At 38.1% G+C, this 20,540-nt stretch carries 15 protein-coding genes and 1 pseudogene; 15 read left to right on the top strand and 1 reads right to left on the bottom strand.

Annotated features, from left to right (window positions below; all coding sequences use genetic code 11):
• Positions 1–245: 245 nt before the first annotated feature.
• From DES38_RS01540 to DES38_RS01530, 3 genes are all read left to right on the top strand, one after another.
• On the top strand, positions 246–1,079 hold the full coding sequence (locus DES38_RS01540; protein ID WP_170114304.1) for a metallophosphoesterase: 834 nt from the start codon (positions 246–248) through the stop codon (positions 1,077–1,079).
• Between the two features lie 310 nt (positions 1,080–1,389).
• Positions 1,390–4,092, top strand: coding sequence for an adenosylcobalamin-dependent ribonucleoside-diphosphate reductase (locus DES38_RS01535; protein WP_110250326.1), 2,703 nt, complete (start codon positions 1,390–1,392; stop codon positions 4,090–4,092).
• Between the two features lie 111 nt (positions 4,093–4,203).
• Positions 4,204–4,677 (top strand): cupin domain-containing protein, encoded by a 474-nt coding sequence (locus tag DES38_RS01530; protein ID WP_110250325.1) that lies wholly within the window; start codon positions 4,204–4,206, stop codon positions 4,675–4,677.
• Between the two features lie 36 nt (positions 4,678–4,713).
• On the opposite strand, the gene DES38_RS01525 is transcribed toward DES38_RS01530, so the two are convergent.
• A complete protein-coding gene (locus tag DES38_RS01525) occupies positions 4,714–5,754 on the bottom strand; it encodes an NAD(P)/FAD-dependent oxidoreductase (protein ID WP_110250324.1) in 1,041 nt (346 codons plus the stop codon).
• Between the two features lie 248 nt (positions 5,755–6,002).
• Here DES38_RS01525 and DES38_RS01520 point away from each other — a divergent pair, with 248 nt between their 5' ends.
• From DES38_RS01520 to DES38_RS01465, 12 genes and pseudogenes are all read left to right on the top strand, one after another.
• Complete coding sequence (locus DES38_RS01520) at positions 6,003–7,112, top strand: GGDEF domain-containing protein (RefSeq protein ID WP_110250323.1); 1,110 nt, start codon at positions 6,003–6,005, stop codon at positions 7,110–7,112.
• 90 nt (positions 7,113–7,202) lie between these two features.
• Positions 7,203–8,594: a 23S rRNA (uracil(1939)-C(5))-methyltransferase RlmD gene (gene rlmD / locus DES38_RS01515; RefSeq protein WP_110250322.1), complete on the top strand. Its 1,392-nt coding sequence runs from the start codon at positions 7,203–7,205 to the stop codon at positions 8,592–8,594.
• 109 nt (positions 8,595–8,703) lie between these two features.
• Positions 8,704–8,871: pseudogene (locus DES38_RS12080) on the top strand (RNA-guided endonuclease TnpB family protein); the annotation flags it as partial.
• Positions 8,872–9,694: 823 nt separating this feature from the next.
• Positions 9,695–10,984 (top strand): DUF2254 domain-containing protein, encoded by a 1,290-nt coding sequence (locus DES38_RS01505; protein WP_110250321.1) that lies wholly within the window; start codon positions 9,695–9,697, stop codon positions 10,982–10,984.
• Between the two features lie 71 nt (positions 10,985–11,055).
• Positions 11,056–11,523 carry a hypothetical protein gene (locus DES38_RS01500; protein ID WP_110250320.1) on the top strand — a complete coding sequence of 156 codons (468 nt, stop codon included), beginning with the start codon at positions 11,056–11,058 and terminating at the stop codon, positions 11,521–11,523.
• Between the two features lie 194 nt (positions 11,524–11,717).
• Positions 11,718–12,587: a hypothetical protein gene (locus DES38_RS01495; protein WP_110250319.1), complete on the top strand. Its 870-nt coding sequence runs from the start codon at positions 11,718–11,720 to the stop codon at positions 12,585–12,587.
• Between the two features lie 209 nt (positions 12,588–12,796).
• Positions 12,797–16,273 carry a hypothetical protein gene (locus DES38_RS01490; protein WP_110250318.1) on the top strand — a complete coding sequence of 1,159 codons (3,477 nt, stop codon included), beginning with the start codon at positions 12,797–12,799 and terminating at the stop codon, positions 16,271–16,273.
• A gap of 286 nt (positions 16,274–16,559) precedes the next feature.
• Positions 16,560–17,468, top strand: a complete 909-nt coding sequence (locus DES38_RS01485) for a mechanosensitive ion channel family protein (RefSeq protein WP_110250317.1) — start codon at positions 16,560–16,562, stop codon at positions 17,466–17,468.
• A gap of 95 nt (positions 17,469–17,563) precedes the next feature.
• Positions 17,564–18,001, top strand: coding sequence for a hypothetical protein (locus tag DES38_RS01480; protein WP_110250316.1), 438 nt, complete (start codon positions 17,564–17,566; stop codon positions 17,999–18,001).
• 194 nt (positions 18,002–18,195) lie between these two features.
• The gene (locus DES38_RS01475; RefSeq protein WP_110250315.1) at positions 18,196–18,807 is read left to right on the top strand and encodes a TetR/AcrR family transcriptional regulator; all 612 of its coding nucleotides are present in this window, start codon (positions 18,196–18,198) and stop codon (positions 18,805–18,807) included.
• Positions 18,808–18,810: 3 nt separating this feature from the next.
• Complete coding sequence (locus tag DES38_RS01470; protein WP_110250314.1) at positions 18,811–19,677, top strand: DUF6920 family protein; 867 nt, start codon at positions 18,811–18,813, stop codon at positions 19,675–19,677.
• 92 nt (positions 19,678–19,769) lie between these two features.
• A complete protein-coding gene (locus DES38_RS01465) occupies positions 19,770–20,330 on the top strand; it encodes a sugar O-acetyltransferase (RefSeq protein ID WP_110250313.1) in 561 nt (186 codons plus the stop codon).
• Positions 20,331–20,540 lie beyond the last annotated feature (210 nt).

Genomic DNA, 20,540 nt, shown 5'->3' with positions numbered 1-20,540 from the left:
TTCGTCATGCATGAATTTATCACTTAGGATGTTGGGTTAAGAACATCCCAACATGTTTTTTTTGCACCGAATGATCACTTAATTACAGGTGATCATTCCTTTAGTTATGTTACAATGGATAAACTATACTTATGGTTTATCCTTTTTTTATTGATATGAATTTTTGAACCGGGCGTAACTATACGATTAACTTCACCGTCATAACTGTTGATACTAATGAAAGACAGATGAGGAGAGTGGTTCAAGTGATTAAACGCGTCTTACAGTGCGCAGGGGTGTTGGCAGCCGCTTTATTAGGGTATACCTATTATCATGATACGTATACACATACAATCACACACATTGAAATCTCAACTGATAAATTTGTTGGGAAAGATTCAGTAAAGCTTGTTCAACTTTCTGATCTACACGGTCATATGTACACGGGGGATTTAACGAACCTTGCTGCAGATATGCTTGCTGTTTCACCTGACTTAATTGTTTTAACCGGTGATATGATTGACCGGAAAACAGAAGATACAAAAGAGGTAGTTGCTTTTATTAGACAACTCGTTTCAAGTGATATACCCGTGTATTTTGTATCAGGCAACCATGAACATAGCAATTTATTTGGTGATCGATTTGTTGACGCACTCGTTGAAGAAGGCGTTCAAGTGTTAAATAATGCGCATGTCGTTTATACAAAAGAGAATGTGTCACTTAATCTCATCGGTATTGATGACGTCTCCACTGGTCAAGAACAGATGGCTGTTGCTTTTAATGACGTTGATCGTGATAACTATAGTCTTTTACTCTCGCATGCGCCTGATGTTGTAACGCAATATAAAACCATTGAAGCAGATTTAATTTTGAGTGGGCATACGCATGGCGGACAAGTCCGTTTGCCGGTTGTGGGGGCACTCGTAGCACCGACACAGGGATATTTTCCTTACTACGATAAAGGCTTATTTAATTTAAGCGAAGGGCAGTATATCTATGTTGATAGTGGGATTGGAACGAGCCAATTACGACTACGGTTATTTAATCAGAGTCAATTTTCCATTATTGAAATAACTTCTAAACAGACACGGACAGATTAAAAAGCTGCACATACTTGCTTAGAAGCTAATCTTGGTTATAGGGAATAGTAGTTTTATCTAAATATAAATGAGACCCCCCTCTTCAATCAGCTCGTAAGAGCGTTAAGGGGGAGAGTTCAAAGGGTATATTTGTTTGAATGATTTAAAAAGCATCCATGGATATAAATTTTTTTAAGGGCCCCAAACATGCGCCGGTCATTGTTTTGGGGATATTTTTAATCCTATCATGATTCCAAACGGAGCAATCTTTGTTATAATAAAAGAAGTGTCTATATATAGACTGTAAAATGACCTTGAGGAGGCGGATATTGTGTCTGAACTAATAAAAGAAATATATGGTGAACTTGAAAAAACACCATTTCAAGTGTTACTACAACTAGATCGTTATACCGTAAAAGAAATGGATATTTCTACATTGAATGTCGGTGATGTTGTGGTGGCGGTATATGATGAGACGATACCAGAATCACCACAAAAAGACTTTGGTAAAGTAACAGCATTTGACGGTAAAATAGTAACCTTTGAAGGTGAAATTACTCAGAAAACGCATCAAGTCTCTACAAGACATGTGTCGATTCCACTTGATTATAAATGGGAAGATTCTGTTGATCGTTATGTACTCGGTGCGATGTCGATTGAAGAGACATATAAACATAAAGATTTGGATCAATTTAAACCACGTATTCACAACAGTTTGTATCAAGAAAAGATCGTTCCTGGTGGGCGGGTACAAGCATCAATGGGAATTTTCGAGAAATATGGAAAGCAATATGACCTAACTGCTTACAATTGTTACGTTTTGCCTAATCCCAAAGATTCGCGTAAAGGTATTATTAATGGATCGTTATCTGAGATGACTGAAATCATGTCACGTGGCGGTGGAGTAGGGATCGCTCTTTCAACGTTACGTCCGCGGAACGCTCGTGTCTATGGCGTAAATGGTATTTCCTCAGGTTCAGTGAGTTGGGGTGGCCTTTTAAGTTATGCGACAGGATTGATTGAACAAGGGGGCAGCCGGAAAGGTGCATTAATGCTGCAATTGCACATTTCTCACCCAGATATTTATGACTTCATTACGATCAAACGAGAAAGTGGTAAAGTAACGAACGCTAACCTCTCGGTACAGTTAACAAAAGAGTTTATGGAAGCCGTTGAAGCTGATGCCGATTGGCATTTGATTTTCCCTGATACGAAACATGAAGCCTATGATCAAAACTGGGCCGGTCAATACCAAGATATCCATGATTGGTTAGAAGCAGGCTTACCTGTTGAAATTTATGAAACGGTAAAAGCGCGTGAGTTATACGACCTCATTATTGAATCGGCGCATGCATCAGCAGAGCCGGGTGTCATGGTTTATGACCACATGAATGATGGTTACATGACCAGCACACAACAATTAATTAAAACGGCTGACGGCAAGCAATATGTCTTAGACTCAGAATCACTGAAACGTAAACAAGAAGCAACCCCTTGGAATAACACGTTTTATTACCAAAAAAATGTGTCAAGTAACCCATGCGGCGAACAACCGTTATGCGGCAACGGAATTTGTAATTTAATTCATATTAACCTTGCGGAATTTTATGATGAGGAGACTGAAGACGTCAATTGGGAAGATTTAAATCAAGCGGTTGCTGATGCTATTCGTTATGCGGATGACGTGATCGACTATACTGTTTATTTCCGTGAAGAGAATGAACGCATCCAAAAAGAACAGCGCCGGATTGGGATGGGAACACTAGGCTTGCATGATTTATTAATTGACTTAAAATTACGTTATGGATCAGAAACGTCGATTGTATTTATAGATAAGTTGTACAGTTTTATTAAAAATAGTGCCTACCGAGCGAGTGCAGAACTTGCCAAAGTTCGCGGGAAGTTTCCGAAATTCGATGAAAAAATCTTACAAGCCCGCGTACCTAAAAGCCTTGATGAAGATGTTATTAAATTAATTAAGAAATATGGCCTTAGAAACTCACATCTATTAACCCAAGCACCAACGGGAACAACCGGTACAAAAACTGGTAGTCAAGGCTATAGTCGTTCGACAGGAGTTGAACCATTCTTCTCAATCAAGTGGGAACGTGAATCACGCTTAGGGAAAACAATCGACTATTTAGGGAAAGCGAAAGACTATTTAGAAAAGACTGGTGAAAAACGTTTGCCGGACTACTTTGTTTCAGCAATGTGTGAGGAAAAAGATGGTTCACCTAAAATCACGCCAAAAAACCATGTCGATGTGCAAGCGGCTATCCAAAAACATAATGATTCAGCCATTAGTAAAACATGTAACGTACCGAATCATTTCACCATTGAACAAACAAAGGAATTGTATAGTTATGGTATTGAACAAGGGGTCGTTGGTTTAACCATCTACCGTGATGGTAGTCGCGACACACAAGTGCTGACGAATATTAAAGATGAAGCAGATACTGAAGCAACACCAGTAAACGAAGCGATTCAAGCATTTGAAGATGAAGACCGAGAAATTACATCCAAACAATTTTATAAGCGTCCGCAACGACTAATTGGTGAAACAATTAAATCAGCTACACCATTTGGTAAAATGTATGTCACCGTTAATCGTCATCCGCAAAATCAAGTCATTGAAGAAGTTTTCTTAAACCTTGGGAAAACAGGTGCGGATATTAGTGCGATCGCTGATGGCTTAGCAATTGCTTTAACGGGCCTGTTAAGTCCGCGGATTGCGAACCTAACACAAGAAGAGAAGTTAAACTGGATCATTAAGAAATTTAACGGTATTAAAGGCCAGTCATCAATTGGATTTGGCAAAAACCAAATTGAATCGCTGCCGGATGCCTTAGCAAAAGTGTTAATGCAGCTCGGACAAGATGAGGAAAGTGAAGTGACACCCGCTGTTGCTGAACAAAAACTAAATCTTGGTTCTGTTGATATTTGTCCAAGTTGCGGCCAATCAACATTTGTTAAACAAGATGGTTGTACCACATGCCTAATTGATTTAGGTGGTTGCGGCTTTTCGAAATGTTAAATAATGATAAGCCGATGTGATAATTAAAAAACTAAGGAACCAAGCAGGTATCTGCTTGGTTCCTCTTAAGCGTAAAGGACAAAAAAATCAGTCAGAAGGTAGGGTACTCATTTGAATTCACGTGCACAGGTGTTGGTTGATCTCTTGAACTTGGTTCCGCATCCGGAAGGTGGTTATTATCAATCCACGTTTAAAGCCGAACTGAAATCGACAGAAGATCTGCTTGATTATACAAGTATATATTTCTTACTTACTGAGCAAGAGGTATCACATTTTCATCAGCTAACTGCTGATGAGCTGTGGTACTTTCATGAGGGTGATCCGCTAGATATTCATATGATTCATCCTGATGGACGCTATGTTATCGAACGGCTAGGATTAAATGTTGTTGCGGGGGAAAGGCCACAGGTGAAAGTTTCAAAAGGAACGATTTTTGGATCAAAACTTGCCGATGGTGGGAATTATGGTCTCGTCGGATGTATGGTAGCGCCTGGTTTTACTTTTGAAGACTTTAAATTGTTTACTGAAGCCGAATTACTAAGTCGTTTTCCGGAGCATAAAACGATTATCAAGGCACTCACGTAAAAGGAAGATAAGGGCGAATAATAACCACCTTGCTGGTTAAGCAAGGTGGTTATAGTCAGTTAAGTTAAGTGTGGTTTCTAACCCAAGTAGAAAACGTGCAACTTCACGTCCAATCACTGGACCGGCTGTTAAGCCTGATGAGCCTAAGCCATTGACAACATAAACACCGTTTACTGGACCGATAAAAGGAAGGTTGTCATCGGTAAGTGGACGCATACCAATAGACGAATAGCATTTTTCGATGGTATGTTCAGTAAAATAGCGGTTAGCTTGAGTGAGAAGATAGTCTCGATTGACTTCATTTTCTGAAGTGTCAAATTGTACTGTATCTTCATGGGTGGTACCGATATAAAAGTGTTGATTGCCGTTATTGACAATATACATGGGTCCAAGCCCCATTACTACAGGAATATCACTACGATTAATGTTTGTGTTTACTTTAATATCAAGTAACTCAGCCCGTTGATGTCTTACGTTTGCATCCTCAGCATATTCATTAGCCCAGGCACCAGCTGTATAGATAACTTTACCCAATAGTTCTTTAGGTGCTTGATCGGTAGCAATCCATTCTCCACCAAGTTTTTTAATCGCAAGTTTTAATGTCTCTAACAGCATGTTGCCACTTACTTGCGCACCACCTTCAACATATACAGCAGGAAAATGCGTTGTCAGGTAAGGATGTAGTGTGCGAAGTTCATCAGGTGATAGTTTTTTCACTTGACCCATTTCGGGAGCCTCAGCTGCTTTATTCATTATTCGTTCATAGGCAAGCCCTTGGATATGAGAATCTTTAAATAAACTAAGGGCGCCGTTTTGTTGATAACCGGTTGAGTGCCCTGTAAGTCCTTCAAGTTCTTTAATAAACGTCGGGTAGTACTTTGCCCCAGCTTTTACTAAGCGATACCATGCTTTGTTACGACGCTGACTCGTCCAAGGACAAATAATGCCGGCTGAGGCAGAAGTTGCCTGTCCCTGATCATGTCGATCATAAACCGTTACTTTTTGCTCGTTTTTTGCCAAATGGTAGGCGATGCTTGCCCCAGCAATTCCGCCACCGATGATTTGAAAGTGTGTCATGTTGTGCCTCGATTCTCTTCTGAATTACAAAAAATATTTATCAAAAATAGGTGAAATGTATCAGGTATTCAGCTATAATATAAATGATATCTGATATTTTACATATTTGTCTTAGGATTGGCTCATTTCTATACAAAATCACCGCATCTTTTGGTTGACTTTCTTTGTCAACATCAGAGTAAAAGTATCATAAGTTAAAAACAGATGCAAGTGCATGACTTAACTGCTAAACGTGAAGGAGAATTGTGATGTCACAAAATGATCATCTTCAAGTCGACCTAAAAACATGGATGAATAAAATCATATACATATACTGGTTTATGGTTGGCCTTGCAATGACAGGACAACTACTGGGATTAGTAATGGCATTAATGCATGAACTCTATACCTTTGAAACCTATTTCATATATAAATTAGTGTTGCCCTCAACATTTCAAATTTTCGTGATTGGCCTGGCCACTTACTTTGTTCGGGTTAGACGAATGTACAGTCCGAGAGTATTAACCATCCTAGGGGTTATTGCTGCTTGGATTACGGTATACACACATGCGGGTGTGCCTGGCTTACAAGTGTTATTTGTTATCTTAATGGCAGTTAATTTAATCTATTTTAATAAAACGGAATTAAAATTTAGTTTTTTAGTTAACATCATTGCATTGCTTCTACTTTATACGGTGCCAAAAGTTCGATTAAATGCGTCAGTATTTGAAAGTTTTTCATACTTTTTCATGTTGATTTGTGCTTATTATGTATTTAGATTGGTACTTGACCGTGGTACCGACATACTAAATGTTTTGAAACGTTCTGCAGAACAAGAACGATCATTAATGGTGAAAAGTGCAATGATGGAACGCCTAACAAAAGTCGACCCTTTAACAGAGCTTTATAATCATAAAACGTTTTATGAATACTTGGATTTCTTGTACGACCAAAGCATCCACTACAACATGCCACTACAACTCGCCATTATTGATATTGATAATTTCAAGCAAATTAATGATCAGTATGGACATAGTGTTGGTGATGTGATTCTAAAGCGAGTGGCACGAATCATTGAAGAGAATGTGACGGAAAATGAAATTGTCGCCCGTTATGGCGGAGAAGAATTTGCGGTATTACTTACCAGTAAGTCAGAAGATGATTCGCATGAACTGATTGATACGATTCGCGAGAAAATTGCGACGACCGTGCATGATGAGATTCAAGGTTATATTACAGTAAGTGTGGGCTTTCAACCACTGAATAAAACATTGACACAAGAGTTGTTCTTTGATCATGCTGATGATCTGTTGTATAAAGCAAAGCGTGCAGGGAAAAATTGCGTGATGCGACCACTTAAAGAAGAAGGGTATATCTAAATTAGATATATCCTTTTAATTATCGATTATTGCTCATAAAAATGATATGATGAATGGGGTTTTTAGATTTCGCTAGGAGGCAAATAATTGATGACAGAAAATAAAAAGCAAACCTTTGAAGCAACGATTGATTATTTAGATGAAAAAGGTTCAGGACGTGCTGTCGTATGGCGCGATACAGGTAAAGAGAATCCGAAAAAATTAAAATTAATCATACCACAAACACTTCCCGGGGAAAAAGTTCGGGTCGATGTCGAGAATCCTGAATTAAGATGGGTGAAGTTAAACCAATTTGAGTTATTAGAAGCGAACAAAGAGCGAATCATCCCTGAATGTCCACATTTCGAGAAATGTGGCGGATGTGTTTGGCAACATTGGAGTTATCAAGGGCAATTGGACGGAAAAACGCGTCATGTCAAGGAGATGCTAGTAAACCAAGGGTTTGACTCAAACTTAGTAAAAGATACGATTGGAACAACGGGTGAACCGTTCCGCTATCGTAACAAAATGGAATTCACATTTTCTAAGGAAGGTAAACTAGGATTGCACGAGCAAGGAAACTTTAGAAAGATTATTCCCTTAGAAACATGTTTAATTGCTGGAAAAGCAATGGTTGACTGTGCAATGGAAGTACAAGCATGGGTAAATGACTATCAATTGTCCGGGTACAACAAAGATGAACATGAAGGGTTATTGCGCCACTTAATGGTAAGGCAGTCATTTAAAACTGGTGAAATCATGTTGGGATTATTCGCGACAGAAACTCCCGCAAATGGTTTAAAGGCTGCAAGTGAAGCTTTAGCGAAGCGGATAGAAAGCAACTGTCCGGCAGTAAAAAGCTTAGTTTGGTTTAAGAACGAAGATTGGGCTGACCGGACGCAATCTGAAGAACAGTTTGTTCTATCTGGGCGTGATTACATTTATGATGAAATGTTCGGGTTCAAGTACCGTTTATGGTTTGATACTTTCTTTCAAACAAATCCTGTTCAAGCAGAGACGCTGGTTGATTTAGCGATTGAAATGGGCAAACCGAGAAAAACAGAAAAAATGATCGATCTATTTTGTGGAGTAGGAACTTTTTCCTTACCTTTTGCAACACGTGTGGGGGAATTATGTGGCATTGAAATTGTTGAAACTTCTATAGAATCGGCAAAACGCAATGCGATCGATAACCACATCGACAACACGACCTTTTTAGCAAAAGATGCACGTCGTGGCATTGATATGATGCTTGAGACGTTTGGTATACCTGAATTGTTGTTGTTAGATCCACCGCGATCTGGGGCCGGTGGAAAAGTTATGCGTCGAATTGGGCGGGCCCAGCCTGAACGCATTGTTTATGTTTCGTGTAATCCTGAAACGTTCGCTATTGATGCACGTGAACTTATCCCGTTCGGTTATGAATTGAAAACTGTTCAACCTGTCGATATGTTCCCACATAGTGTTCATGTCGAAACAGTTGCGCTTTTTAAGAAAAAATAAGGCTGAAACCCTTAAGAGCGCTTGTGAAAAGCATTTTTAAGGGTTTGTTTGATTTTTAGTCATAGACGACAGAACGAGATCAATTTAATGAACTTCTGATAGAAGGCTCCCTTCGTCTGACAAGTATAAGAAAGCGTTCGAGCGGTTGAAAGAAGTAGACGCGTTAGCATTGGCGAACGCTCAACTAAACGTGGATAAAGCATACAAAGCCTTTTTCAAAGGCAACGCCAAGTTTCCAAAATTCAAAAGCAAGCGTCACAAACAAAGTTATACAACCGTCGACAACCCTCGTGTCTACAGTTAATTAATGTTAACCGATAAACTAATGCGTTGATTGAATTAATTTCAAAGCAAGGCTTTTAATATCAGAACGGTGTTTAGCGGTATAGGTGGTTTTTGACAAATCTGATTTGATCGAATAATTAAAGAGCATAACAAATGGTGACAGTGAATGAGGTAGAAGTAAGTTGAGCAAAGAAGCTATTTTCTGTTTTTGCTTATCATAAACGAACTAAAAAAGTTGATAAGGACGTGAGCACTTTTGAAAAAATATCTTTTGATTTTTTTACTTACATATTTTGTTGCAACAGTAAGCCGGGCATTGATTGGTCTCTCGTATAATCCTATTTATGATCGATTTGACGTTAGCTTATTGCTAGCAGATTTTATGATTTGGCTGTTATCGTATAGCTTAGTCTCCTTTATCGTAACAATAGTAACAAAAAAATCATGAGCGAATAGTTTGTTACATGAACGGATTATCAAAAGCATTCTGGCATGTAATAGCGAAGGAATGTGTGTTTTAGCAGATGAGGACTTGTTAAATCAGATGGCTATGCATCAATAGCTCATGTTTAACGATTAACCACATCAAACCGTACCAACTGGTTGTTGAAAGAAATAATCTTAGAGTGTCAGTCGCAATTAAATTACCCAAAGCACTATGAAGCCGCGTTTAGACGATGACATCGATTGATGATGGTTTAATCAATGAGGTTTTTAAGAAAGCTATCAAATTAATCTCTAAAAGCATGACTGGTGTAATCTGAAATAGAAAAAGACTATTGCACAGGAAACTAGTGGAAGGGTGATGACAACGCATGAAAAAAATTATCAATCAAATACGCACAAGCATTTGGCTTTATCCGGTTATTTATAGTTTGATTGCCTTAATCCTGTCAATCACTATTACAATCATTGATAAAACATATGCCGAAGAAATGTCACTTTATCTTAATTCGCTTTTTTATACGACCACTTCTTTAGCACAAGCCGTTTTAGGGATTGTCGCAGGGGCATTTATAACAATCGCAACTTTTACTTTTTCAACAACAATGGTTGTTTTAACTATGTATTCATCTCAGTTTACGCCACGTGTGGTTGAAAATTTCTTAAACAATAATACGACGATGAAATCATTTGGTGTATTTTTAAGTGGGTTTATTTATGCCATTACTTCGCTGTTGTTCATCGACACAAGTAAAGAGGGCAATTTAGTCATTGCTGCTAGTGTTGCTGTTGTTTATGTCATTGTAGGGTTAATCTACTTTCTTTTGTTTGTCAATAATGTATCCACCCATATTCAAGCGAGTGATTTAATCTTAAGGTTGCAGAAAGAATCTAAAGCAAAAATCGATAATTATATTGCTTTTGTTGGGGAATCAGAAATTATCTCAGAAGAAGATATGCATCAATATATTGATGATAAAATTTATTTACGGATCCTAGGGCATTCAGACGGGTACATTCAAGAAATAAATTATAAGCGGTTAAAAAAGTTTGCTGCAGACAATAAATGTGTCGTTTGCGTACAAAAAGTCGTGGGCCAATTCATTTCTAAAGAAACAAGAGTCATAACGATTTACCACGAAATGGAAGAAGAGTTCGGTGAACAAGTGCTACACGAGTTAACGCAATCGATTTTAATTGGGAACAAAAAAACACAGACCCAGGATTTTAGTTTTATGATACAAAAAATTGTTGAAATTGCTTTAAAAGCTTTATCACCAGGCATTAATGACCCTAATACAGCTAATCACTGTTTACGAATTCTTGGGACCTTGTTAAGAGATTTATCAATCATTGAAGAAGGGTACAATCTTTTAAGAGATGAGGGTAATCCAGGTGCTGTTATCTATGAAGCGTATGATTTTGAAATGATTTTATACGATGCCTACAATCAAATAGTTTTTTATGGTCAAGCCGACTCAACAGTGGTTATTGAAGCGTTTAAATCACTAAGCATAGTAAAAAACCGAGCAAGTAAAAAAAATCGAGAGCTGATTGAAGAATATGCGCGCTATATTTTTGATAACCAGACGGTTAAGAAGTTAGGGCCCTTAGAATACAGGAAAATAGAGCGAGAATTTAATGATTTAATGGCGACGTAGAATTAGGTCATCCTTGATGCATTAGTTAATAAGGTGACGCTGCTTCAAAACGAAAAAAAGAGGTGATAAACTTGCTAGAAACTAGCAACTCCCCTGAAGGCATTGCTTTGGCGATTATGGTGATGGTCATTTATTGTCTTATTTTCATGCTGATTATCAATGACAGCAGATTTTTTAAGCTATCAGTACTACTGTTAGCAAATGCTGGCGCAATAGAACTGTTGGCCATCTACTCTAACCTTTCTATTTTTAAAGTAATGGCCCACCTATCGCTGTTGCTTGCATTGTCTGTAGGGATTTACGGGAAATTACCTTTTAAGAAAAATAATCTGCTTGCTCTTTTTGTAACAAGTTTTGTTCTCGTTCAAGCAATAGGGTACAGTTCCAACGTGAAATCTATACAAGCAGTGGTCATTCAAGAAGATATGACCACATATAGTTGGTTTGGCCTTGCTCTTTTTATTCCATTGCTAATGACTTTTGGTATATATTATCTAGTGACTTATTTGCGGTTAGCATGGCTGAAAAGGCTACATTAACACAATGTTATCCACGGCTTTTATTTAGGAAGGATGCCATGATGAACGTCAAATGAAAATTGCTGAAGTTTTTGTTTTCAACAATCCTTTTCCCAATCAGCTAGACGTTTACTTCGATTGAATTAACGGTACATTTTTTCTAGACACTATGGGCTTTTAGCCCAAATACGTATAAATGTTAAGGAGGTGTCAACATGTATCAACTGAAAAATAACCGATTAAAGATTGAGGTTCAAGAGCCGGGCAATCTATATCAGGGCTCGCGTTTTGATTGGACCGGTTTTGTCACACAAATCACCCTCGATGATTGTATCAGTTACTGCGTACCAGAACGATTAGAACATGGAAAAGGCACAGGTGGATTAGGGTTTTGTAATGAGTTTGGGATTGATTTACCTTTAGGTTATGACACAACAGCTACTGGCGATTTTTTTCCGAAAATAGGCGTAGGTTTGTTGAAAAAAAAGGTAGATACACCCTATGATTTTTTCAACCCCTATGACGTATCACCAGCAACAGTTGAAGTTGAACAACACCCGGAATCACTTACATTTGAGACAGCAATTAAAAATGCTCATGGTTATGGCTATCACTTATTTAAAGCATTAAGTCTTAAAGATAACAAACTTGTGTTTGAATATCGGTTAATTAATACGGGTAGTCATACGATTAAGACGAATGAATATTCGCATAATTTTATTGGAATCAACAACCAAACGGTATCCGAAGATTATCAACTGACTTTTCCTGGTTTGCGTTCATTTGACCTAAGTGTAGGGAAAATGTCGCAGTCGCATGAGCAATTGACTTGGCCAGTCACTCCAGATGGCGATTTTTATGCGAAAATTGTAAGCGACAATGAACCCGCATCGTTTATTTGGGATCTTTTTCATCGTCGAGTGGGAGCAGGTGTCCGTGCATCGTCTGATTTTAGACCAACAAAAATCGCACTTTGGGGGCGGTCCCATGTGATTTGTCCTGAGGTATTTTTCGATATTCATTTACAACCAAATGAAGAAATATCATGGCAGCGTGTCTATGAATTTTATCAAACAAATGCCTAGTATCTGTTCGGGCAATCAAGGCATCTGCGTAAATCAGTGTGGAACCTTTATGTTAAGGTGCTTTTTATAGGTGGTCATCCATTGATTTTTAGGAAATCTACATTTAAATTTTCGATATCTGATAAAGGTGATTGCACTTTTTCTCATATCCCTTTATAATCAATGGTGACCCGGTTAGTTTATAAATTAAATATAGAAAGGGACATTTGATGAATACACGAGACGATTTATACTTCGGTAACACTTTTTTATATCAAAAAACGAAAGCGGTTTCGTTAAAATTAGAACAATTAAAAGAGGGCGCTTACTTCAAAATTGAAAACTTCGATGAGATGCCACCATTCTTCATGACAATCGTTAGCGATAGTGACCAATGGATGTTTATTTCAAGTACAGGAGGGCTCACGAGTGGACGAAAAAATGCGGAGTCTGCGCTATTCCCGTATGACACCGATGACAAAATTCATGACAGTCATGAAACGACAGGACCTGATACACAATTAATCATTAAAAAAAATATGAAAAGCTATTTGTGGCAACCTTTTTCAACACACATGCAGAATGTTTACCAAATAACTAGAAATCTGTACAAAAATACAACGGGCAACAAGATTATTTTCGAAGAAATCAATCATGACTTAGACGTTAGCTACCGTTATATCTGGAAAACAAGTGATCAGTTTGGATTCGTGAAAGAATCTAAGTTGGAAAATTTAGCTGAGCAAGCGATTGAGGTTAGAGTCTTAGATGGGCTTCGAAATATCTTACCGTATGGAGTGAATACGCTGTTACAAACCACTAAGAGTACATTAGTGGATGGCTATAAACGCTCAGAATTAGTTGAAGGTCTAGGACTTGGTATTTACACACTAAGCTCAATTTTAACCGATAAAGCTGAACCAAGTGAATCACTAAAGGCGACGACTGTTTGGTCAACGGGTTTAGATAACCCCCAATACCTATTATCAGAACAACAAACTAAAGCGTTTTGGAAAAATGGCTTGATTGAAACAGAAGTTGATGTAAAAGGTCGAAGAGGCGCTTATTACGTTGAAGCTACTGTAACACTTGATGGGAAAACATCTAAGCATTGGTCGATCGTAGCAGAGCTTAACCAGAGCGTTGCAGCTATTGAAGCGTTATTACAAACGCTAAAAGAAACGCCAGATATGCTTACATGCATTGAAGCGGATGTATCAAAAGGCGAACAAAACCTAAAACGAATGGTTTATCAAGCGGATGGTGTGCAGTACACCGCTGATAAAAAAGCGACCTATCGCCATTTCTCTAACACCTTATACAACATTATGCGTGGCGGTATTTATGCAAGCGGCTACATGATTGACCGCAAAGATTTTGCATCATTTGTAGCCAATTGGAATAAAGCTGTTTACGCGGAACAGCAAATATGTATCACGCAGTTACCAGAAACCATTAGCTATGCGCAGTTACTTACTGTGGCTGCAGAAACGCAATCGCGAGATTTTGAACGATTGGTCTATGAGTACTTACCACTCACATTTAGTCGACGTCATGGTGATCCTAGTCGTCCGTGGAATAAATTCAATATTGAGCTTACTAAAGAAGATGGAAGTAAGGCCTTAAAATTTGAAGGTAACTGGCGCGATATTTTTCAAAACTGGGAAGCGTTATCGATAAGTTATCCGAACTATATAGAAAGCATCATTGCCAAATTTGTTAACGCTTCAACGGCCGATGGCTATAATCCTTACCGGATTACGAAAGATGGTATAGATTGGGAAAAGATTGATCCGGAGGATCCTTGGTCAAACATCGGTTATTGGGGCGATCACCAAATCATCTATCTGCTGAAGCTTTTAGAGTTATCAAAGGCATATCATCCGGAAAAATTACAGACATTGCTGCAAAAAGAAATTTATGCATACGCGCATGTCCCGTATAAAATTAAAGGGTTTGCGGCACTAGTTAATGATCCGAGAAATAGTATTGAATATGATGATCAAAAGGAACAAGCCATTGAACAAAAGATAGCTGAAGTGGGCGCTGACGGTAAACTTGTTTATAGTAAGGGAAAAGTTTATCAGGTTAACTTAATGGAAAAACTTTTAGTTACGTTACTTGCTAAGTTCTCAAACTATGTTCCTGAAGGTGGAATCTGGATGAATACCCAACGTCCAGAGTGGAATGATGCCAATAATGCGCTAGTTGGTAATGGTTTATCGATGGTAACGCTTTATTACATGCACCGCTTCCAAGACTATATGAGTGAACTGATTGAAACGGTTGACGCGACATCGATAAATGTTTCAGTTGAAGTGATGCAAATGTTTAAGGAGACCTATAATGTCTTAGCCGATAGCAAGAAATATTTAGGCGAAAACATGTCAGATAGTGTTCGTTTTGAAGTTGTCAAAGCATTAGGTGAGATCGGCGAACGTTACCGTCATACCATTTATACCGATGGCTTTAGCGGTAAAAAAGCACCACTAGAAATACAATCACTACGTGATTTTACAGATGTTTCCATGAACCACTTAAAAGATTCTATCACTAAAAATAAGCGGACAGATGGCCTCTATCATGCTTATAACTTGATTCGTTTTGAAGAAAAGCGTTGTAGCATATCACACCTGTATGAAATGCTAGAAGGACAAGTGGCAGTGTTAAGTTCAAAAGCACTGACGGGTAAAGAAGCTATAGCCGTACTAATAGCGATAAGAAAAAGTGCGATTTATCGTGAAGATCAACACAGCTATATGTTGTATCCGAATCGAGAACTGCCTACCTTCTTAACTAAAAACATCATCCCTGAAGAATACGTTAAGCGCTCATTCATTTTGAAGGAAGAATTAAACCAGAACCAGACACGATTTATTGAGCAGGACGTAAAGGGTAATTATCATTTTAATGGCCAATTCAGAAATGGCGAAGAAATAAGAGACGCACTAATCACCTCAACAGATTACCAAGCGGAAGATATTAAAGTCGTGGAAGAAGTGTTTTCCGATCTCTTTAACCACCATGCCTTTACCGGTCGTTCAGGAACTTTCTATAAATATGAAGGCTTAGGAAGTGTTTATTGGCATATGGTATCGAAGCTTCTATTAGCGACCCAAGAGAACTTTGAAGCCGTTTATCAAGAAACCGGTATGAACGAAGAAGCCGAAACATTATTGCACCTCTATGAAGATATTAAGGCGGGAATTGGATTAGAAAAGTCACCTGAAGCCTACGGAGCCTTTCCCACCGAAGCTTATTCACACACGCCAAGCTTTGCTGGAGTGCAACAACCGGGCATGACAGGTCAAGTTAAAGAAGACTTTATTTCTCGCTTTGGTGAATTAGGCGTTCACGTCACAAATGGTCAAATTCAATTTAACCCTGTTCTTTTAGCGGAGCAGGAATTTTTAACTGGTAACCACCAGTGGTCATTACCAACAAAGGATGATACCACAGCAGCACAAACTATTGAACTTAAAAACGATATGCTCGGCTTTACGTTCTGCACAGTACCCATTACCTATTGTTTAGACACAGATAAAAAACTGGTTATTACTTTTAAAGATGGGACAGAAATAGTTAACGATCACGCAGATACGTTAACAAAAGAGATAAGTCAACGTATTTTTAATCGCGATGGCGAGATTGCTGAGATTAAAGTGCATGTTAAACGGCGTCAATTAAATAGAACGAGCGCCAACTAAATAAATGCTAAAATGTGCTTCATTAGTGAAGTAGCATGTAAAAGAATAAACAAACTCATTCCGGTATGTCCATAGCTACCGTAGTGGGTTTGTTTTTATTATTAGCTGGTAACGGGAATAACTTCTAGAAAAATAGGGTAATACTAGACAAGCGCAGTTTTCTTCATTGTGTCCTATTAAATGATTGTTAATCACTGTCCGTTTAAATTCTAACGAGTTATGCGGATGGTGTTTTAAGAGTTTTATAAACATAACCAAACCAAATAGTCAAAAGGAGGCGACATGAATGGATCAAGTCATGCAAGTATTTAGTGGACCAAATGCAATTCAGTTAGCGATTGCTGTTATTGGTAGTGTATTCATAATGCTGGTTAGAAGTATTATTTCAAAGCGATTAAATCATTACATAAAGGATCCGAATAGTTCCTATCGAACAAAAAAAGCAATAGGAACGGTTGGCTATATTTTAATCGTGCTATTGTTGTCTGTCGTGTATAGAGACCGACTTGGCTCACTCACCGTCTTTTTTGGTATAGCGGGGGCTGGGATTGCCTTTGCCTTACAAGAAGTTATAGTTAGTTTGGCCGGCTGGACCGCCATTCTATTTAGCGATATCTACAAATCAGGTGACCGAGTGTTAGTCGGTGGAATAAAGGGAGATGTGATTGATGTAGGGATGTTACGGACGACCATCATGGAGATTGGTGGTTGGGTCGATGGTGACTTATACAATGGGCGAATTGTACGGATCGCGAATAGCTTTGTTTTTAAAGAACCGGTCTATAACTACTCGGCTGACTTCCCGTTTTTATGGGATGAAATTAAAATTCCAGTTAAATTTGGTAGCAACTACGAATTAGCTAGGGCAATCTGTTATCAAGCCGCAGATGAAGTGGTTGGCAGTTATGTCGAAGAAGCTGAAAAACATTGGAACAATATGGTGCAAAAATACTTAATCGAAAACGCAACAACAAAACCATTGGTTTTAATGGAAGTGAATGATAATTGGGTGGAGTTCACCGTTAGGTATGTGGTTGATTATAAAAGACGATTAGGTGTAAAAGATGAGCTTTTCTCGCATATTCTTACCAAAGTTGAAAGTAGTTCAAATCAGGTTACGCTTGCATCAGCAACCTTTGAATTGGTCAGCACACCGACGCTTGAAGTTCATTCTGAAGTTCACACGCGAGAATAACGAATTAAGTAAACCGAGAAAAAAGATAGCTTAGATAATTTTTGAATGCTATAATTTTTCTGGATGTTTGACAAAATCAGCAAAAGGAGCAATAAATGAAAAAGAAAAAATGGTTAAGTTTCTTTTACGTAATGATTATTCTGTTGACGGGTTTATCGCTTTTTCTCAGCATTAACACAATACAACCAGAAAGAAATCAACCAGATAGAACCAACAAACAATACTATGGTGAAATTGTATCAATCACAAAAGAAGGCGTTACTAAAAAAATAAAGGTAAAAGCAGCCCAATCGCCATATCCTGATCTTGATAAAGCTTTCGAAGGAGAGGTCACACTTATTGCTTTTGAAGACATTAACTTAAGTGCACGCATCGGTCCAAATAAAGAGAGCTTTAACTTAGAACTCGGTCAATTACAGACGATGTATGAATCACTAACCTCTGGGAATTTTATCGCTTTTACCTTTAATGATTTAGTCTTTGAATCAGAAAAAACAATTAGTGAAATCATTTTTACTGGAGGATATTATTGAGCTTGGCCTTTTACAAGCGTCGTCACTAACAAAACCAACATTTTATATAAACAACCGAGAGAGCGACAAAAATACTCAGCTCACTTGGTTGTTTATTTAAGTGATGATTTTTATAGGGATTTGTCGCTTGATAATGGATTATATGGTATACTTATTTTATTAATTGAACAACGTTCAATAAAAGAGGTGATGTTTTGCGTAAGAAAATGAAACCTGACACAATTAAACAAAATGAAATGAAGTTATTAATAGCTGCAAAAGCAATTGTCGAATCCACTGGATTTGAAGCGTTATCGATTCGGGCAGTAGCACAGCAAGCGGACGTATCGATTGGTACCGTCTACCATTACTATGACAATAAAGAATCCCTGGTTGAGGCTGTTGTTTTGAGTGGTTATCAATCACTGATGTGGGAGGTAAAGCAACCACTAGTTAATGAGGTCGCCCCAAGTGAGGAAATTATCGAACGTTTCATTCGCTATGTAAAAACCGCAATCAGTCAAAAAAAATACTATCAGAAAGTGATGTTGAATCCGTCTCCAGCTATTGTGAAACATACATCTATTTTCAAAGAAAATGCCATCGGTAGTGGTATTGGCTCACTTGAAGTGTTATTACAAAAAGCAAGCTACCAAGAGGGTTTTACAATTCAAGATATCGGAACACAGGCCCGTATTTTGTGGTTAACGATTTACGGACTGACGTTACGATTGATTACCGAGAAAAAGACTACAGATGAGGACATTGTCGATTGGGTTACTGTGATTTGTGAAACACACTTTTATAAGTTGAAAAGGAGTGAATGAGGCATGAAGCCATTGATAAGTTATGGTTTGTTTATTACCGGTTTTGTCATAATTATCTTGTTTTTAATCAGTCTGTCCAATCAAAAAAAATTCGAAGCAATGGTGAAAGAAGAAAAAGCGCAATTATTAAATGAAACAGTTACAGAGCGTCGCCCTGTGATTGACGAAACGAAGCTGGAACAGCTCCCACCAATCGTCAAACAGTGGTTAATTAATACAGGTATTATTGGTAAACCATTCATTCGAACGGTTGAATTAAAACAAACTGGAACAATGAAACTTAAGCCAAATCAAGAAAAGCCTTATTATCCTGTCGCGGAACAGGTAATTAATGTCACGGAACCGGGTTATCTGTGGTCGGTTGATTTACAAATGATGCCAGTCATTTCTACAACTGGACGGGATTATTTTTATCGTGGGAATGGAGAAATGTTAATCCGACTCGGTCATCTCTTTGCGGTGGTTGATGAGCAGCAAAATGAAAAGATTAATGAATCTTCGATGCACCGTTTTCTTCTGGAATTACCTTGGTATCCAACGGCTGCCTTGGAAACTTATATGAATTGGACAGCGGTCGATGATGAGACAGCGGAAGCCACACTTAACTATAATGGTCAAACTGTTTCGGCAATCTTTCATTTTAATACAGATGCTGAATTAGAATACGTTGAGGCTATGCGTTATAAAGATACCGGTCCAGAAGCGGAGCGGCAAAGATGCTTCGGTGAAATAAACAGTTATACAACTGTTGACGGTCTCCGGATTCCCAATCAGATTGCAATTACATGGGACTTGGAAGGTGAACTATTTACGTGGTATGAATTAAATGCTGAAGCTTTTCAATTTGATTATATTGAACCGGGTATGTAACCTTACCTAATAACGATTAATCATAAACAGAGTATTTGAACGGATTAGCTAATAGAGAAAGATCAGTTTAATGAAAAGGGCGTGTAGACCATATGTTAGAAAAAGAAAAAATGATTGCTGGAGAACTTTATCAGCCAGCTGATAAGCAATTAGTTAATGATCGACTGAATTGCCGAAAACAAGTCCAATTATATAATCAATCAACAGAAGGAGAACCGCAAGAGAGGGTGAATCTTTTAAGAGCTTTGCTAGGATCGACGGGTGAAGAACTTTATATGGAACCTAATATTCGTTTTGATTATGGATATAACATACATGTCGGCAACCATTTTTATGCAAATTTTGATTGTACAATTTTAGATGTCGCTCCAGTTCATTTTGGCGATAATTGTATGCTTGCTCCACATGTGCAAATCTATACAGCAACGCATCCGTTAGATCCCGTGGAGAGAAATAGCGGCTATGAATATGCGGTGCCAATTCATATTGGGGATAATGTATGGATTGGTGGAGGCGCCATTATTAATCCCGGTGTGACCTTGGGTAATAATGTAGTTGTCGCGTCTGGTGCGGTTGTGACGAAAAGTTTTCCGGATAACGTGGTGGTTGGTGGTAATCCAGCACGTGTGATTAAAAGTATTGAATTAAAGTAACCAGGCAAGCTTTCTAGACCTTGTCATTACTTTAACAATAATTTTACGATCATCTATGAAAAAAAGTAAGATTAGTAAGACGTGTATAAGAAAGACATGCCCCGATTTGTAGTTGTGATATGCTCCTAATAAAGTAGACAGTAGAAATAATAAAAATTCTACTACTTTATTAGGAGTGTTTTTTATGCGTAAAAATAAGAAATGGACAGC

The organism is Streptohalobacillus salinus (genome assembly GCF_003201605.1).
Classification (GTDB): Bacteria; Bacillota; Bacilli; order Bacillales; family Amphibacillaceae; genus Streptohalobacillus; species Streptohalobacillus salinus.
The sequence above is the reverse complement of the archived record's forward strand: the minus strand, read 5'-3'. Positions and strand labels throughout refer to the sequence as shown.

Excerpts from the sequence above, each read along its gene's own strand:
- rlmD (WP_110250322.1), top strand. The coding sequence starts at position 7,203 with ATGACAGAAAATAAAAAGCAAACCTTTGAAGCAACGATTGATTATTTA.
- DES38_RS01470 (WP_110250314.1), top strand. The coding sequence starts at position 18,811 with ATGAAGCCATTGATAAGTTATGGTTTGTTTATTACCGGTTTTGTCATA.
- DES38_RS01480 (WP_110250316.1), top strand. The coding sequence starts at position 17,564 with ATGAAAAAGAAAAAATGGTTAAGTTTCTTTTACGTAATGATTATTCTG.
- DES38_RS01485 (WP_110250317.1), top strand. The coding sequence starts at position 16,560 with ATGGATCAAGTCATGCAAGTATTTAGTGGACCAAATGCAATTCAGTTA.
- DES38_RS01505 (WP_110250321.1), top strand. The coding sequence starts at position 9,695 with ATGAAAAAAATTATCAATCAAATACGCACAAGCATTTGGCTTTATCCG.
- DES38_RS01490 (WP_110250318.1), top strand. The coding sequence starts at position 12,797 with ATGAATACACGAGACGATTTATACTTCGGTAACACTTTTTTATATCAA.
- DES38_RS01520 (WP_110250323.1), top strand. The coding sequence starts at position 6,003 with ATGTCACAAAATGATCATCTTCAAGTCGACCTAAAAACATGGATGAAT.
- DES38_RS01495 (WP_110250319.1), top strand. The coding sequence starts at position 11,718 with ATGTATCAACTGAAAAATAACCGATTAAAGATTGAGGTTCAAGAGCCG.
- DES38_RS01465 (WP_110250313.1), top strand. The coding sequence starts at position 19,770 with ATGTTAGAAAAAGAAAAAATGATTGCTGGAGAACTTTATCAGCCAGCT.
- DES38_RS01525 (WP_110250324.1), bottom strand. The coding sequence starts at position 5,754 with ATGACACACTTTCAAATCATCGGTGGCGGAATTGCTGGGGCAAGCATC.